Origin of the sequence: Advenella sp., assembly GCF_052108595.1 — a bacterium.
GTDB lineage: Bacteria > Pseudomonadota > Gammaproteobacteria > Burkholderiales > Burkholderiaceae_B > Advenella.
In genome coordinates, this window is sequence record NZ_JBQEAU010000082.1 from 6,304 (window position 1) to 21,512 (window position 15,209).

15 protein-coding genes are annotated in these 15,209 nt (G+C 55.3%); 10 read left to right on the forward strand and 5 right to left on the reverse strand.

From position 1 onward, the window contains the following. The coding region (locus ACTIKR_RS14465) for an NAD(P)-dependent oxidoreductase (protein WP_442328193.1) at positions 1 to 249 on the forward strand (249 nt) is incomplete at its 5' end. Positions 250 to 805: 556 nt separating this feature from the next. Here ACTIKR_RS14465 and ACTIKR_RS14470 read toward each other — a convergent pair. Next, positions 806 to 1,690: a LysR family transcriptional regulator gene (locus ACTIKR_RS14470; protein ID WP_193089544.1), complete on the reverse strand. Its 885-nt coding sequence runs from the start codon at positions 1,688 to 1,690 to the stop codon at positions 806 to 808. A gap of 165 nt (positions 1,691 to 1,855) precedes the next feature. Here ACTIKR_RS14470 and ACTIKR_RS14475 point away from each other — a divergent pair, with 165 nt between their 5' ends. From ACTIKR_RS14475 to ACTIKR_RS14485, 3 genes are read left to right on the forward strand one after another with little or no spacing between them, the layout of a single operon-like run. After that, the gene (locus tag ACTIKR_RS14475; protein WP_100699284.1) at positions 1,856 to 2,815 is read left to right on the forward strand and encodes a Bug family tripartite tricarboxylate transporter substrate binding protein; all 960 of its coding nucleotides are present in this window, start codon (positions 1,856 to 1,858) and stop codon (positions 2,813 to 2,815) included. Positions 2,816 to 2,837: 22 nt separating this feature from the next. Further along, entirely contained in the window at positions 2,838 to 4,187 is a 1,350-nt protein-coding gene (locus ACTIKR_RS14480) for an acyclic terpene utilization AtuA family protein (protein ID WP_100699283.1), read from the forward strand. Further along, on the forward strand, positions 4,184 to 4,492 hold the full coding sequence (locus ACTIKR_RS14485) for an AtuA-related protein (RefSeq protein ID WP_100699282.1): 309 nt from the start codon (positions 4,184 to 4,186) through the stop codon (positions 4,490 to 4,492). The genes ACTIKR_RS14480 and ACTIKR_RS14485 overlap by 4 nt, the downstream gene beginning before the upstream one ends. Before the next feature lie 35 nt (positions 4,493 to 4,527). Here ACTIKR_RS14485 and ACTIKR_RS14490 read toward each other — a convergent pair whose 3' ends face one another. Continuing rightward, on the reverse strand, positions 4,528 to 5,127 hold the full coding sequence (locus ACTIKR_RS14490; protein WP_100699281.1) for a TetR/AcrR family transcriptional regulator: 600 nt from the start codon (positions 5,125 to 5,127) through the stop codon (positions 4,528 to 4,530). 95 nt (positions 5,128 to 5,222) lie between these two features. On the opposite strand from ACTIKR_RS14490, the gene ACTIKR_RS14495 reads away from it, so the two are divergent. Next, positions 5,223 to 5,999 carry an SDR family NAD(P)-dependent oxidoreductase gene (locus ACTIKR_RS14495; protein ID WP_193090430.1) on the forward strand — a complete coding sequence of 259 codons (777 nt, stop codon included), beginning with the start codon at positions 5,223 to 5,225 and terminating at the stop codon, positions 5,997 to 5,999. Next, complete coding sequence (locus ACTIKR_RS14500; protein WP_226817306.1) at positions 5,992 to 7,206, forward strand: MFS transporter; 1,215 nt, start codon at positions 5,992 to 5,994, stop codon at positions 7,204 to 7,206. The genes ACTIKR_RS14495 and ACTIKR_RS14500 overlap by 8 nt, the downstream gene beginning before the upstream one ends. 13 nt (positions 7,207 to 7,219) lie before the next feature. On the opposite strand, the gene ACTIKR_RS14505 is transcribed toward ACTIKR_RS14500, so the two are convergent. Then, complete coding sequence (locus tag ACTIKR_RS14505) at positions 7,220 to 8,194, reverse strand: Bug family tripartite tricarboxylate transporter substrate binding protein (RefSeq protein ID WP_100699279.1); 975 nt, start codon at positions 8,192 to 8,194, stop codon at positions 7,220 to 7,222. 302 nt (positions 8,195 to 8,496) lie between these two features. On the opposite strand from ACTIKR_RS14505, the gene ACTIKR_RS14510 reads away from it, so the two are divergent. Genes ACTIKR_RS14510 through ACTIKR_RS14525 form a run of 4 tightly spaced genes read left to right on the forward strand, consistent with a single transcriptional unit; the run spans position 8,497 to position 12,819 of the window. After that, complete coding sequence (locus ACTIKR_RS14510; protein ID WP_442328194.1) at positions 8,497 to 10,266, forward strand: FAD-dependent oxidoreductase; 1,770 nt, start codon at positions 8,497 to 8,499, stop codon at positions 10,264 to 10,266. A gap of 46 nt (positions 10,267 to 10,312) precedes the next feature. Continuing rightward, positions 10,313 to 11,131 (forward strand): SDR family NAD(P)-dependent oxidoreductase, encoded by an 819-nt coding sequence (locus ACTIKR_RS14515; RefSeq protein WP_442328195.1) that lies wholly within the window; start codon positions 10,313 to 10,315, stop codon positions 11,129 to 11,131. 18 nt (positions 11,132 to 11,149) lie between these two features. After that, complete coding sequence (locus ACTIKR_RS14520) at positions 11,150 to 11,731, forward strand: carboxymuconolactone decarboxylase family protein (protein ID WP_100699276.1); 582 nt, start codon at positions 11,150 to 11,152, stop codon at positions 11,729 to 11,731. Further along, positions 11,728 to 12,819, forward strand: coding sequence for an amidohydrolase family protein (locus ACTIKR_RS14525; protein ID WP_100699275.1), 1,092 nt, complete (start codon positions 11,728 to 11,730; stop codon positions 12,817 to 12,819). Before ACTIKR_RS14520 ends, ACTIKR_RS14525 begins: the two co-directional genes overlap by 4 nt. Here ACTIKR_RS14525 and ACTIKR_RS14530 read toward each other — a convergent pair. Together ACTIKR_RS14530 and ACTIKR_RS14535 are read right to left on the reverse strand one after the other, a co-directional pair. Beyond that, entirely contained in the window at positions 12,767 to 13,681 is a 915-nt protein-coding gene (locus ACTIKR_RS14530) for a LysR family transcriptional regulator (RefSeq protein ID WP_100699274.1), read from the reverse strand. The genes ACTIKR_RS14525 and ACTIKR_RS14530 overlap by 53 nt on opposite strands. Then, positions 13,674 to 14,693, reverse strand: a complete 1,020-nt coding sequence (locus tag ACTIKR_RS14535; protein WP_193090428.1) for an Ldh family oxidoreductase — start codon at positions 14,691 to 14,693, stop codon at positions 13,674 to 13,676. The genes ACTIKR_RS14530 and ACTIKR_RS14535 overlap by 8 nt, the downstream gene beginning before the upstream one ends. Between the last annotated feature and the right edge of the window lie 516 nt (positions 14,694 to 15,209).

Below are 15,209 nucleotides of genomic sequence, written 5' to 3' on the forward strand. Positions count from 1 at the left end.
ACCAGCAGGGCAGAGCTGATTCAAACCGGCGCGCTGCAGAATGCGCTGGTTAATGGCGCTCCCGGCTTTGCTGCCGTTGACGTCTATGAGGAGGAACCGGTCACCGCCTCGCCGCTGCTTAATATGCCAAATGTATTGTGTACCCCGCACTTGGGGTATGTAGAGCGAGACAATTATGAAAGTTATTTCGCAACTGCGTTTGATAATATCAACCACTTTTTTGCTGGCGAGCCAACAAACCTGGTGTGAGCGCACACTCAAAATGAGCAGCACAAGGCACCGTGCTGCTGGAGCATTCCTGGAAACATGGATGTTCAGAAGAGGCAGAACGGCAAATAGGGCTGATTTTAGGATATTCGGAAGAGGATATTCGCTTTTATATGAGAATACAAAGCGCCGCCGCTTTATTGAATATCGAGAGCTGGTTGACCTTGGAAAATAGATCCCAGAGCAGGGGGTTGTTGAGGCAAACAAATTAAGAAATGAGATATTGGAATTGACGCGAAGGGGCAGCAGTCGCATCGCGAAAAGTATGCGAAGGCATTGAAACCCGCTGGGTGATTATGGCCTTATATGAAAGCCTACAAGGCAGGCAGTTTATTCAATTGCACGTTTGATCAACTGAATGCTTCTGAAAAAAATCAGTTTATAAAGCAATTATTGACTCCAGCGGTAAGTCGGACGAGTACTCGACACGGATTACTTCTGTATTGGGCAAATATGACAGAGGCCTATTTGTCGTTTCAATTGTCATTGTCGCATGACGGGGTCGCATAGCCGGACGCTGGTCATGAACCTGCCCCCTTTACTGCATCCTCAATGTATCCAGAAACTTGGTAGCTGCGGCCGATAGCGAGCGCCCGCTACGCGTCAATATCCCAATGTCCCGATACACTACTGGCCGACCCAGCTTGAGTACCGCCAGCCCCGTACTATCCATCAGCCGCAAAGCCAAACGGGGAATAGGCGCGATACCGAGCCCGGCCGACACCATTGCACCAACCACCGAAATATTTGTTGCCTCGTACTTGGGCTGGATAGACAAGCCAAGATCTGCATACACCTGATCTACGATGGGGCGAATGCTGCTTGCCGAGCCACTGGCGACGATTGGGCGCTCGGCCAGTACGTTCCAATCGACCTGCCGGCGCTTTGCCAGGGGATCTTTGCGGCTGCAGATCAGTACGAAATCGTCTCGTGTAAAGGGTTCGAATACGACTTGTCCCTGTGGGCCTGGGGCAACCGATATGCCAAAGTCTGCCCGCCCGTCAAAGACCATCTCCCGCACGAATTCGTTCGATAGAGGTACCAATGAAATGGTTACTCGCGGATATGACTGTTCGAACTTGAACATGGTTTCTGGCAGTAGCGCAGCGGCCGATGGCAGGCAGGCGATCGTGATCAGACCCTTTCGCCCGGCTACAAATTCAGACAGATCGCTCAATGAATCGTAGAACTCGGCAACAATGCGGCGAGCGATTGGCAATAGCTCTTCCCCAGCGCGCGTCAACCCTACTTGGCGGGTATTGCGGTCGAACAGCCGCGTTACCAATTTCTGTTCGGCAGATTGGATGGTACGGCTGAATGCTGGTTGTGATACATGGAACCGTTCAGCCGCGCGATGGAAATTACAGGTTTCTGCGAGCAACAAAAATGCTTCCAATTCGTGGACAGTCAATGTTGAGCGCATCGGGTACTCCGGCTTATTGATAATTTATTAACATCAAATTGATAAGATAAATTCACTTCCGATATCAGTGTGCCCTATCTACACTGTCCGCACAAGTAATGACAACGAAGGCAAGCCCGGCGAGTTATCGCATTTGCTTATTTGCCACTAATCCAAGGAGACCTGATGAAATCGATTTTCTACTTGTGCGCTGCGCTGTCCATCGCCATGGCTCAATCGGCCGTAGCCCAGCCTTATCCTTCCAAGCCCATTAGAATGGTTGTGCCGTTCGGCGCTGGCAGCGGCACCGATCAGGTTGCGCGAGCACTGGCCCATGCGATGGGGCAAGCGGATAAAATCACGGTTGTGGTTGAAAACCGGCCGGGCGGCAACGGTTTTATTGCTGCACAAGATGTCGCAAATGCAAAGCCTGACGGATATACGATGCTATTGACAACCAATAGCACTCATGCCGCCGCCGAACATTTATACAAGAACGTGCCGTACGATCCGGTTAAGGACTTCACGCCAGTCGCCTTGCTGCGCAAAGGATATCTGGTGATGGTCACAAAGCCGGACTTTCCGGCTACCACGGTCGCCGATTTTACTATTCAGGCAAAGAAAGAACCCGGCAGGCTTAATTTTGGTAGCGGTAGTTCTTCGTCACGTGTTTCTTCCGAGTTATACAAGCAGATCGCTGGCGTGGATCTGGTCCACGTTCCCTACAAAAGCAATCCAAACGCGCTCAATGATTTGATGGGCGGTTTGCTTCAGGTGATGTTTGTCGATACCTCTTCTGCAGTCAACCTTATCAAAAGCGGAAAGTTGCGTGGCCTCGCTGTCAGCAGCCAGCGGCGACTGGAAATCCTGCCCATGCTGCCGACGATGGAGGAGGCCGGCGTCAAAGGGTACGAAATGTCTTACTGGACTGCCGTCTATCTGCCGGGCAATGCCTCGCCTGAAGTCACGGCGCAGTTAAGCCAATTGCTCAAGAAGGCGATGAATTCACCAGAATTGAAGCAATTGACGGAGAAAACCGGCACCGAAGTGGCCTTTGGTGATGGCGAGGTCCTTAAGCGGTTCCAGGCCTCTGAAACCGAGAAATGGGCCAGGATCATCAAGGCCGCAGGCATCCAACCGGAGTAAGCGGATTAATTGGAGTAATTGCATGACAAAAAAAAGCATACGTGTCGCAGCCGGTTCGGGCTTTTCCGATGACCGTCTTGAGCCGGCACTGGAATTGGCCCGACATGGTGATATCGATTATCTGGTATTCGAATGCCTGGCTGAACGGACGATTGCCCGTGAAACACTGACCCGTCTTAAAAATCCCGAAGCGGGGTACTCACCCTATCTCGTCGATCGCATGCGCATGGTCTTGCCAGACTGCATGCAGCGCGGGATACGGATTGTGACCAATATGGGCGCCGCCAACCCGCTATATGCAGCCCGGATTGTTCGTGAACAAGCGCAGCAATTGGGGCTGGAAGCGCCAAATGTTGCTTCTATTGTCGGCGATGATGTGACCGAGGTTATCCGCGCCAATCCACAACTGCCTTTGCTGGAAAGCGGTGAGCCGGTGGAGTCACTGCTGCCTCACCTGGCGGCGGCGAACGCCTATTTGGGGGCAGATATTGTCAGTGATGCGCTCAGGCAGAACGCGCAGATTGTCGTGACTGGTCGTGTGGCCGACCCGTCACTTTTCCTTGCCTGCATGTTGCATGGTCTGGGCTGGTCTTACGACGATTACACGCGACTTGCAGCCGGTACGTTTGCAGGTCATCTGATGGAATGCGCCGCTCAACTGACCGGTGGTTGTTTCGCCGACTTGCCTCGTAAATTCGTACCGGATATGGCCCGTATTGGATTTCCTTTTGCGGATATCGATGTCGACGGCAACGTCCGGTTCGGCAAAGTGAATGGCTCCGGCGGACGACTGGATATAGCCACCTGCACGGAGCAGGCCCTATACGAAATGCACGATCCGGCAAGTTACATCACGCCCGATTGCGTTCTTGATATTACCCAGGCGGAATTTGCACAGCTGGCCGAAAATCGTGTGCAGATGATGGGTGCACGCGGGCGCCCACGCACCCCCAGCTATAAAGTCGTGGTTGGCTACCACGATGGCTGGATCGGCGAGGGTGAGGTTGGCTATGCCGGCCCGCATGCATTGGCTCGGGCGCGCATGTCCGAACAAATCGTACGTGAACGTCTGACTTTGCGAGGATTCACATATCCCGAAATCCGAGTCGATTACATTGGGGTTTCCAGCCTGCACGGCGAGCTGCCCGACCGGCCAGAACCGTATGAGGTCCGCTTGCGCGTCGCGGCACGCAGCCACGATCGCAAGGCAGCCGAGGCTGTGGGGTTTGAAGTAAGGACGTTAAACGTGAACGGACCAGCTGGCGGTGGGGGCGGCACCAATACGGTGCGCCAAGTCATTGGCGTTAAATCCTTGCTGCTGCCGCGCGAGCACGTTCGCCCGGAAATTGTCATGAACGGAGGATCAGCATGACCAAAGTCTATGAACTGGGGCATTCACGTGCCGGCGACAAGGGCAATACATCGAATGTTTCGGTTATTGCTTATGATGCTGCGGCTTGGGAGCGATTGCGTCGCGACTTGACCGTCGAACGAGTTATGCAGGCCTATCAGCATCTGGTTGGCGGACCGGTGACACGATACGAACTGCCGAAGCTCAGAGCGCTTAACTTTGTGATTGAAAACGCACTGGGGGGCGGCGTGACGATTTCACTTGCCATGGACGCTCATGGCAAGACGTTGTCATATGTGATGCAGGATATTGATTTGCCGAAATAGGGAAAAAATCAAGTCGCTTAGCCAAAAAAAAGGAATCAGCCTTGATCCGGCCACGCGGTCATGGCTGTTTCCACCACTTTTTCAAGGACATCGCGTGGCACGCCATCCCGCATCTGTATGGCCAGCCCGTTCATGAGCGTTGCATAAAAACTGGCGAGCGCCGAAGTGTCCACCTTGTCCGAGATCTCTTTTTCCGCCTGCGCTTTTTGTAGCCGATGGCGGATAGCCTCGTAGTTTCCCTGTCGCAGTCCCTTCAGATAGTCGTCCACATTGCGATGTTCTTCGGCGCAATTGGCTGCGCCCAGCACCACCAGGCAGCCGTGGTTTTTGCTCTTGTTGGATACTGCGCCCAATGCCTCGCGCAGCATGACCTGGATGGCGCGGCGTGCAGTGGGCTCTTCGCGCAACGCACGGGCTGTCGCGCTACCATCATGGGCAACGTAATATTCCACGGTTTCCCTGAACAGACCTTCCTTGCTGCCAAATGCATTGTACAAACTGGGCGCAGGGATTCCCATGGCGGCGGTCAGGTCTGCCATAGACGTGCCTTCATAGCCATGAGCCTGAAACAGCTGCATGGCGGCGCGCAAGACGGCGTTTCTATCAAAGGAGCGGGGGCGGCCTCTGGTAATCATAATTAAATTTTATAACGATTGATCAAAAAATCTGTTGACGGCGGATGCTCGTTCAAATTACGATTATATAACGATCACTAAAAAATGGAATGGATATGTCGCTACTCACAGGAAAAATCGCGCTGGTTACCGGCGGCTCGCGGGGAATCGGCGCAGCCATTGTTCGTCAACTGGCGAAAGAAGGCGCGCAAGTGGCCTTCACTTACTCAAGTTCGTCCCAGGCGGCGCAAGACTTGGTGGGCGAGATCGAGGCCTTGCGTCGCAAAGCCCAGGCCGGCGCAGAACACGGCGCGCAGTCGGCAACATTGGCGCTACAGGTTGACAGCATAGATCCGATTGCAGTGCAAAAGGCCGTGTTGACCGCCTTTGAGCATTTCGGGCAACTGGATATTTTGGTCAATAACGCTGGCGTCTTTGAACTGAAGCCGACCGGCGAGTTCACAATGGAAGACTACGAAAGGCAAATGGGTGTCAATGCGCGTGCCGTCTTCGCGGCTATTCAGCAGGCTGCGCGGGTCATGGCCGACGGTGGGCGCATTATCAATATCGGCAGTAACCTGGCTGCACGGGTGCCCAGGCCGAATATGTCGCTATACGCCATGAGCAAGGCTGCGGTGTGGGGACTGACCAAAGGCGCAGCGCGCGACCTGGGCCCGCGTGGGATCACGGTCAATATCATTCAGCCGGGATCGACCGATACCGACATGAATCCGGCCAGCGGGCCCCACGCCCAGGAGCAGCGCAGCTTGCGCGCCATCCCCAGTTACAATACGCCCCAAGAGATCGCCGCCATGGCAGTTTACCTGGCCAGTGACGCCGCACGTTCGATTACGGGCGCCAGTATGGTAATTGATGGCGGCGCCAATGTCTAAGATCGAAGCGCAACACAGCATGCCAGTCATTGTTTATTTTCTGGCCATGGCGATTTTTGCCCTGACCACGTCGGAATTCATGGTGGCGGGCATGATGCCTTCGCTTGCGCAGGCGTTGGACGTATCGGTGCCTGAGGTTGGTTATCTTATCTCCTATTACGCAGCGGGCATGGTGATTGGCGGGCCTGTCTTGATGCTGGCTCTACTTAACGTGCCGCGCAAGCGCGCATTGCTGGTGCTTATCGGGGTATATACGGTGGGCCAATCGGCCGCCGCAGCCGCAATCACATATGAAATCATGGTGGCAGGGCGCATATTGTGTGGCGTTGCTGCATCGGCATGTTTCGGCCTGGCGCTGGCCATTTGTGCCCAGATGGTGCCGCCGGGCAAGATGGCCAGAGCCGCGGCCATCGTGATCGGCGGACTGATGTTTGCCACTGTGTTTGGCGTGCCGGCTGCAACGGCCCTGGAGCAAAACTTAGGCTGGCGCTTTGTGTTCTGGCTGGTGGCGGCAATGACCGCTGCATCCGGTGTGGTGCTGGCGATCACGCTGCCAGCCTCGCGTATTGCACAGCGGATCAGTGCGCGGGCAGAACTGGCCTCGCTCAATAACGGTCGCCTGTGGGCCGCATACGCTACCAGCGCCCTGATTATCGGCGCAACCTTTGCGGCCTTCAGTTACTTTTCCCCGATTCTGCTGAACGTGAGCAGGTATGACGCCTCAACCATCCCGTTGCTGCTTATGCTTTACGGCGCCGCAACGGTAGTGGGCAATTTCGTTGTCGGGCGGCTGGCCGACCGCCATACCATGCAGGTTCTGTTCTGGGGACAGGTTCTCTTGACAGCAGCCTTGATTGCATTCGCACTTTTCGGACAACTGCAGCCTGTCGCCCTGGGCGCTTTGATACTGATCGGGCTGACTGGTGTTGCGCTGAATCCTGCCATGGTGACACGCGTGATCAAGACGGCAAATGCGAGTCCGCTTGTGAACACGCTGCATGCCTCTGTGATTAATATCGGCCTGTTCGCCGGCTCTGCGCTGGGTGGTTTGGGCATCAGCCTGGACTTTGGCATGCGCGCCCCGCTGTGGGTAGGAGCCGGGTTGGCGGTGATCGGGGTGCTGAGTGTGGTGCCGTTGGTATTCAGGGAAAAGGTCAGTACAGAAAGCATAGAAGTAGCGGGGGCGTTGCGGTCGGAGTGCGCATAGCGATGCAAGTGAGTCAGCTCGATTTTGACAGATCGACGATCCGTTTCCATTTGGCTGCTTCGTCGGGCATCTGCCGGGCAAGTTCCTGATAGCCCACGACATCAGGAAAAATAATCTGTTGCTTGCAGAATGTTTTGTACTCTGAAGAATTCGCAATTTGGCTGAATTCATCCGTGAGTAATTGCAGGACAGGTTCAGGTGTTCCTTTTGGAGCCACGAAGTCCAGCCAGGACGATAGTTCGAAATCGGGGACACCTGCCTCTTGCACGGTAGGCACGTCGGGGAACTGTTCCCAGCGTTCTTCTCCCGTCACTGCCAAAAGCCGCAATTTGCTGCTTTGGATCAAGCCTAGCAATGCGGGTGCCGTTTGAGTCGTAAATGTTATTCGGCCAGCTGCTACGTCCGTGGTCGCAGTGGTGGTAGATTTGTAGGGCACGTGTTGCGCTTTGGTATGGCTCATGTGCGTGAACAGCACTGAACAAAGATGTGCTGTACTGCCAATCCCCTGGGAGGAATAGGTCAGTTCGTTTGGCTTTTTCTTCATTGCCTGGATCAGGTCATCTAACGTCTGATAGGGAGACTCTGGCGCCACGACGACGCCCAAAGATACCCTGGCGACTCGCGTAACTGGCGTAAAGTCCGCCCTGGCGTCGAATTGGGCAGTACCCGTCGATAACAGGGGCAACAAGTACATCGGAATTCCTGCAAGCATGAGCGTATAGCCATCAGGCTGGGTTTTGGCTGTGCTGGCATAGGCTATCAGCCCGCCGGTACCTGGCTTGTTTTCGACCACCACGGGGGTCTTGAGCTTTCGTGACAGGGGTTCGGTGAAAAATCTTGCAGCTACGTCGATGGAAGTGGCTGCCGATGCCGGCACTACGATTTTTATAGGCCGGGAAGGATATTGCTCTGCGTACGCTGTGGTGCCCAGTCCAATCATTGGGAGAGCGCCGGCTGTTTTCAAAAATGTCCTTCTATCCATTTTCATTATATTGTCTCCTTTGGTGTGTTACTGGCATGTCGTGTCATAGCATCATTCTAGGGATTGGATTTACGTTGTATATGGCACGAAACTGAAAATGTGTTTTGCATAATCAGGGAAGCTGTCGTATTTCCTGCGTACTCTCATGGCCTTTGCGTATGGAGCAAGATTGTTTACCGGGAACATCACTAGTTCCAGCTCGCCGTCACAACTAGAATTTCCTGACGGCGACAAGCCTGGGTAGAAAAGAATCCAACATGCTATCCGGCTATCCCAGGCTCTGTCGACGCCACTATACAGGAGCACAGATGCAAGATGACATGATCCTTGATCGAACCCGGCTGATCGAGAATACAGATATCGTTCGGGATTGGCTATCGCGTTTCGAGGCCTCGCTATGTGCCGGAGATCGCGAGCAGCTTCTTGATCTTTTTGCTGCGGATAGCCATTGGCGGGACCTGCTGGCTTTCACCTGGAACATTACGCCTCATGTTGGCGCCCAAGAGATTGTCCAGGGCCTGCTTGAGGCCCAAATGAGCGCGCATACCAGCATGTTTGCGTTGGATACAAACCGCACGCCACCGCGCCGCGTCACCCGGACAGGCGTCGATGTTATAGAGGCGATCTTCGGGTTTGAAAGCCGGGTCGGTCGGGGCCACGGCATCGTCAGAATCCTGGCAGATCAACCGGACCGGGCGTGGGTCCTGATGACCTCTCTTGACGAACTGAAAGGGTATGAAGAGCCTATCAATGGGCGTCGTCCCAGCGGGCAGGCATACTCTCGCGCCTTTGGCGGCGAGAACTGGACAGAAAAGCGGCAACGGGAGCGGGCTTTCGAAGACAGAGAGCCTGCGGTGTTGATTGTTGGCGCTGGTCAGGCGGGACTGAGCCTTGCGGCGCGGCTGCGCCTGCAGGGCGTCGATACTCTGGTGGTGGAACGACTGGAGCGTGTCGGGGATGTGTGGCGCAACCGGTACCACTCGCTGGCCCTTCACAACCGTGTTCCCCTTAACCATTTGCCTTATATGCCTTTCCCGCCCAGTTGGCCGCTCTATCTGCCTAAGGATATGCTTGGCAATTGGCTCGAAACGTATGCCTGGGCCATGGAGTGCAACGTCTGGACGGACACCGAGTTCAAGGGCGCCAGTTACGAAGAAGCAGCAGGGCATTGGTCGGCGCGCGTTCAACGGCGCGGCCATCCCGAACGGCTCCTGCATCCCCGCCACATTGTTTTCGCAAATGGCATCGTGGGAAAGCCCAAGCCGGCGCGTGCCCCCGGCCTTGAGGATTTCGCAGGGCAAATCCTGCATACGCACGACTACCGTGACGGTTCTGCCTGGACAGGCAAGTCGGCGTTGGTGCTGGGCGTTGGTACAAGTGGGCACGATATTGCGCAGGATCTGCACGCTCACGGCGCAAATGTCTCGCTGATACAGCGTGGTTCCATTACGGTGGCAAGTGTCGAGGCTGCCGGAATCAATCATTCTCTTTACTACAACGAAGGCCTGCCGTTGGAGGACTGCGATCTGATTGCCACGGCAAGTACCTATCCTTTGCTAGTGCGTGGCTACCAGTTGGCTGTCGAAAAAATGCTGGAAATGGATAAGGCGCTTATCGCAGGCCTTCGAGCCAGGGGTATGAAATTGGATATTGGGGAAGATAACACCGGGCACCAAATGAAACTGCGTCGCCGCTTTGGGGGCTACTACCTCAATTGCGGTTGCTCGGAACTGATCATCAATGGCCAGGTCGGGCTGATCCAGTACGAAGACATCGAGCGCTTTGTCAACAGCGGGTTGAAAATGAAGGACGGGCGCATTTACAAGGCCGATCTGCTTGTGACGGCCACAGGCTACCAGAACCAGAACGAGGTGGTGCGCGAGTTACTGGGCGAAAACATAGCCGATAAGATCGGGCCGGTTTGGGGGTTGGCCAAGGATGGCGAATTGAGCAATATGTTTCGACCAACACCACAGCAGGGGCTGTGGTTCATGGGTGGCGGGCTTGCACACGCGCGCATTTATTCTCAATACGTCGCGTTGCTGATAAAAGCGAACGAAGTCGGGCTTATTGCGTAACCCCAACAGCGGTTCACTAAGCATGAAAGGAGCAGCGATGCTTGATATGACAGGAAAGGTAGTATTCGTGGCGGGCGCCGGGGCGGCCGGGCCGGGATGGGGAAATGGCAAAGCGACGGCAGTGTTGATGGCCCGCCAGGGGGCGCATGTATTCGGCGTGGACAGGGACGACAGTGCGCTGCAAGGCACGAATGCAGCCATGCTGGATGAAGGACATGAAAACTGGGCTTGCAAAACCTGCGATATGACAGACAGCGGGCAAGTGCAATCGGCCGTTAGTGACTGTCTGGATCGGTTCGGGCGCATTGATGTGCTGGTCAATAATGTGGGCGGGAGTGCACCGGGCGACCCGGTTTCGATGCCAGAGGAGGCGTGGGATGCACAGATGGAACTGAACTTGAAAACGGCGTTTCTTGGATGCAAGCACGTTTTGCCTATCATGGAGCGACAATTCAATTCGGAATCAAGGGGAGGGGCAATTGTGAACCTGTCGAGCATCGGTTGCATGAGTTTTCAGGATCAAGGACGGGTGAGCGTGGCGTATGCTGCGTCCAAGGGCGGCGTGCTTTCCTTTAGTCGCGCGGTCGCGATCGCTTATTCGCGCAAGGGAATCCGGGTCAATACTGTCGTTCCAGGCGTGATGGACACGCCCCTGGTCTCAAACCGGCTGGTCACGCAACTGGGTGTAAAAGATACCCGGTCATTTATTGAAAAACGTCACGCCAGCGTTCCTGTGGGCAGGATGGGAGACGCCTGGGATGTGGCCCATGCTGTGCTGTTTCTTGCCAGTGACGAAGCGCGATATATCACTGCGACGCAACTGGTTGTCGATGGCGGCATGACCGCAGCACGTCCCACTACTTAGAATGATCAGGAGAACTGTATGCAACGCCTTCCCATGCTGGATCCATCTGAAATGTCTGCGGAGCAGGCTGCTGCCTGCGAGGCGGCGCGAACGGGGCCTCGGGGCAAAATTCCCGCTCCGATGATCGCCTGGCTTCGCAATCCGGAGCTGGCGCGGCGCGCCCAGGATCTGGGTGCCTTGTTGCGTTTTGATACGTCATTGACGCCCAGATTGACAGAGCTGGCCATACTGGTTTGTGCCCGCCACTGGACGTCACATCACGAATGGACCGCACACAAGAAACTGGCCTTGCAGGCAGGACTGGAGCCTGCCACTATCGATGCAATTGCAGACCACCGTGCACCGGCGTTTACCGAGGTGAACGAGAAAATCGTCTATGTGATTTCACGGGAGGTGCTCTCTAGCGGCCAGCTATCGCCCACGCATTACACCGAGGGTATTCAGGCGCTGGGAGAACGCGGCCTGGTAGAGCTGGTTGCGATACTGGGCTATTACTGTCTGGTATCGATTACGCTCAATTGCTTTGAAATAGGTCTTCCAGAGAGCCGGGCGTCCGAGCTGGAGCGCCCGGACTCCAGCGAGGCCGGAGTTCAGCCGTGAACGGCCAGAAGCAGTCCCAAGAAGGCACCTGTCGGTCCCCTGTTGCCCGTGAGCTCGCACTCGATCCGGACCAGTTGATTATCGATGCTCACCACCATTTGTACGACAGGCCCGGCATCCGGTATTTGCTAAATGATCTGCTCACCGATATATGCAGTGGGCATGATGTCCGGGCAACGGTCTATGTGCAGGCGCGCTCAATGCTGCGGGAACACGGGCCCGAAGCGTTCAAGGCTGTTGGCGAGACGGCGTTTGCCCATGATGTTGCCCTGGCCTGCGATAAGGCGCCCCCTGAAGTGCCGCGTATCTGTGCTGGTATTGTCGGATACGCCGACCTGACACTGGGCGAGCGGGTCCGGCCCGTACTGGAATCGCACATGAGCGCCGGCGGCAATTATTTCAAGGGTATTCGGCAACCGCTGGCATGGGACAAGGATACTGAACTGCTCAATCGTGCCTACCCATCCCATCCGGGATTGCTCGACGATAAAACCTTTCGCCGGGGGTTCGCACAACTGGGCCGCTTTGGCCTAACATTTGACGCATGGCTCTTTTTTCATCAACTGCCCAGGCTGACCGCGCTAGCACGGGATTTTCCATCGATTTGCATCATACTTAATCACTGTGGCGGCGTGCTGGGAACACGAGGATACGAAGGCCAGGCAGCGCTGGTGCGAACCCAGTGGCTGCAGAATATGCGCGAACTGGCTGGTTGCGAAAATGTGACGGTGAAGCTGGGCGGGCTCGGATTGCCGATGACGGGACTTGGCTGGCCAGGTCATGGTGGTATGCCGGCCAATTCGCAAGCGTTGGCCGATATCTGGCGACCTTGGATCGAGCCATGTATTGAGGCTTTTGGTGCAGCGCGTTGTATGTTTGAAAGTAATTTTCCGGCAGACCGAGGCTCCCACAGTTATTGTGTGGGCTGGAATGCGATGAAGCGAATTACGCAGGCTGCGACACCCGATGAAAAAGACCTATTGTTCTGGCGCAATGCCGCCCGGATTTATCGTCTGGCAGACGTGAGCAAGACGATCACGCAGACGCCTGCGATTCAGGACCAAACAGCTGCACCAAAAAGTCGATAAAAACCCGCACTTTCAACGGCAGACCGTGTCGATGGGGGTAAACAATATACAATGCCGTGTCCGTTTCAGTCGGGTAGGCTTCATAGTCTTCCATGACTATTTGCAACGACCCTTCCTGCACCGATTTGCGAACCATCCACCCCTGCAACATGACCAGCCCCAGTCCCTGTTTGGCGCCTTCCATGAGCACCACGCTGTTGGGCGTGCGTAACTTGCCGGTTACCGGAATGACAAAAGACTGACCATCCTTCTGAAAACGCCAGTCTTTCAGGTAGTTATGCTGCAAGTAGACCAGGCAGCTGTGCTGCAGCAGATCGTCGGGCTTGCACGGAATGCCATGGCGCTGCAGATAGGCCGGACTGCCGCATATCACGCGCCTGCTGCTGCTCAGGTTTCTTGCCACCATGCTGGAGTCTTCGAGTTTGCCCAGCCATACCGCGACATCAATGCCATTGGCAAGAAGATCGACACGCTCATCGGTCAGGGTGATATCAATTTCAATATCTGGGTAGCGGACGAAGAACTCAGACAGGGCCGGTACGATGACTTCTGTCCCCGCTGAGGTACGGGCATGAAAGCGTATGGAGCCACTGATCGTGCGCTGATAGGAGAGCGCTGTCCTTCTGGCCAGCTCCAGCTGCTTCAATGCCGGGTCAATTGATGTCAGATAGGTTTCCCCTGCTTCGGTCAAGACCAGGTTGCGAGTTGAACGTTTGAACAAACGTATTCCCAGGGACTCTTCCAGCGCGTTGATCTGGCGTGAGACCGAGCTCGTTGACATATCGAGCTGGCGCGCCGCCTCGGAAAAGGTGCCCACTCTGGCTACCCGGGCGAACACCCGGATTGCAGCCAGCTCATCCATCTGAGTCACGCATTTGCATCAGCCGATCATAGACCCGGCGCTGCACGAGAATGCCTTGTTCTTCTCTGATGCTTCGCTCTCGTTGTGACCGTTCTGAAGGGATGCGGATCTCGTCCACGCCGTCCTGCCTGGGCAGGTCTTTTATCGATTGCAGGAGTTCCGACAACTGGGCTTTGAACTCGGCCGCCGGCATTAATATTTCAGGGTCAAAGGCAATAAAAAGAAAGCCAAAGTCAGATACCTTACCAGAGCGTCGCCTGGCGCCTGCAAGCAGGCCTAGCGCCTGGATGGCTAGCGATAAGCCATACCCCTTGTGTCCGGCAAACGGAACCACGCCGCCTTGAACAATCGCTTTGGCGTTGCGGGTTGGGCTGCCATTGGCGTCTACACCGACTTCGTCGTCGAAGTCTTTCTCCAGGAAGGCATGCAGCAGTACTTCTCCCCACATGGTCGCGCCCGTACCCATGTCGAAAATAAACGGGTCCTTTTCACCGGGAAATGCAAAGGCGATCGGATTTGTGCCCAAAGCCGGGCGCTTTGCGCCCATCGGTACGACCATCGGGCTTCCGCTCACGGTATGGATTCCGACATATCCGGCACGGGCTATTTTTTCCAGGTAGTAAGCGTTACGACCGCTGAACCAGCTATTTGACACGCCGACAACGGCAATGCCCGACTCTCGCACTTTCTTGATCGCCAATTCGGCGCCGGCGTTGACCGAAATATAGCCGACATGGTTTCCTCCGTCCAGCAATGCCGAAACCGGTGTTTCGTGGATGACTTTGACCGGATAACGGGGGTTCTTCAATTCGGGGCTGTCGGCAATGGCAAGGATACGCGGCAAGCCGGCAAACTCATAGCCACACAGGGAGTTGTCTACAAGATGGTGAGTGATAATGCGGCTTTCTTCTTCGGTGTAGCCGATGCCTCTTAGCGCCGCCTCTCCCAGGTGCACAGCCTGTTGGGGCTGCAGGCGAATTTTCTCAGGTGTATCCGCATCAATTAGACGCATGTTCGATGTCTCCTGGTTCTATTTCTATATTAAATACGATTATATAGTAGCTTGCTGCGGTACCGTCGCAAGCAAGTCATGGCCCGATTGTAGGCAGGACAGGCAGAGCAAACAATGCAGGGTGCCGGATATGACTTTTGCAATATTTGCAAAGACTGCACAGGCAGGTTGAACGACAGGCGCTCAGGTGCTTGTTGCCTGGCCATGTCAATTACGCTACTCTATTCAGAATCGACCCGTCGCAGAGCGTGGCTGAGCTTCTCTGGTTTGCCATTTCGCGCACTAATGTGCGTCTTATTCGATTGTGCCATGTTCACGGTAAGTGCGTTCGTGTGAAGAGCGCCCTACATCTCCCGCTTTGCATCCAGCAGCAAAGAGAATCGGCCGCTGGGATGCAAAGTAATACTGATCTGCACAACGTCGTCATGGCTATCGATATACCGCCGGATCACTTTCAAGGCCGGAGCAGGAGAGGGGGTCTGCAGGACGGTCTCCAGCTCTGCCGGCAAAAGGATG

Bases quoted from the DNA above. Each gene is read 5' to 3' on its own strand.
- ACTIKR_RS14470 (WP_193089544.1), bottom strand. From the start codon at position 1,690: ATGCGCTCAACATTGACTGTCCACGAATTGGAAGCATTTTTGTTGCTC.
- ACTIKR_RS14475 (WP_100699284.1), top strand. From the start codon at position 1,856: ATGAAATCGATTTTCTACTTGTGCGCTGCGCTGTCCATCGCCATGGCT.
- ACTIKR_RS14480 (WP_100699283.1), top strand. From the start codon at position 2,838: ATGACAAAAAAAAGCATACGTGTCGCAGCCGGTTCGGGCTTTTCCGAT.
- ACTIKR_RS14485 (WP_100699282.1), top strand. From the start codon at position 4,184: ATGACCAAAGTCTATGAACTGGGGCATTCACGTGCCGGCGACAAGGGC.
- ACTIKR_RS14490 (WP_100699281.1), bottom strand. From the start codon at position 5,127: ATGATTACCAGAGGCCGCCCCCGCTCCTTTGATAGAAACGCCGTCTTG.
- ACTIKR_RS14495 (WP_193090430.1), top strand. From the start codon at position 5,223: ATGTCGCTACTCACAGGAAAAATCGCGCTGGTTACCGGCGGCTCGCGG.
- ACTIKR_RS14500 (WP_226817306.1), top strand. From the start codon at position 5,992: ATGTCTAAGATCGAAGCGCAACACAGCATGCCAGTCATTGTTTATTTT.
- ACTIKR_RS14505 (WP_100699279.1), bottom strand. From the start codon at position 8,194: ATGAAAATGGATAGAAGGACATTTTTGAAAACAGCCGGCGCTCTCCCA.
- ACTIKR_RS14510 (WP_442328194.1), top strand. From the start codon at position 8,497: ATGCAAGATGACATGATCCTTGATCGAACCCGGCTGATCGAGAATACA.
- ACTIKR_RS14515 (WP_442328195.1), top strand. From the start codon at position 10,313: ATGACAGGAAAGGTAGTATTCGTGGCGGGCGCCGGGGCGGCCGGGCCG.
- ACTIKR_RS14520 (WP_100699276.1), top strand. From the start codon at position 11,150: ATGCAACGCCTTCCCATGCTGGATCCATCTGAAATGTCTGCGGAGCAG.
- ACTIKR_RS14530 (WP_100699274.1), bottom strand. From the start codon at position 13,681: ATGGATGAGCTGGCTGCAATCCGGGTGTTCGCCCGGGTAGCCAGAGTG.
- ACTIKR_RS14535 (WP_193090428.1), bottom strand. From the start codon at position 14,693: ATGCGTCTAATTGATGCGGATACACCTGAGAAAATTCGCCTGCAGCCC.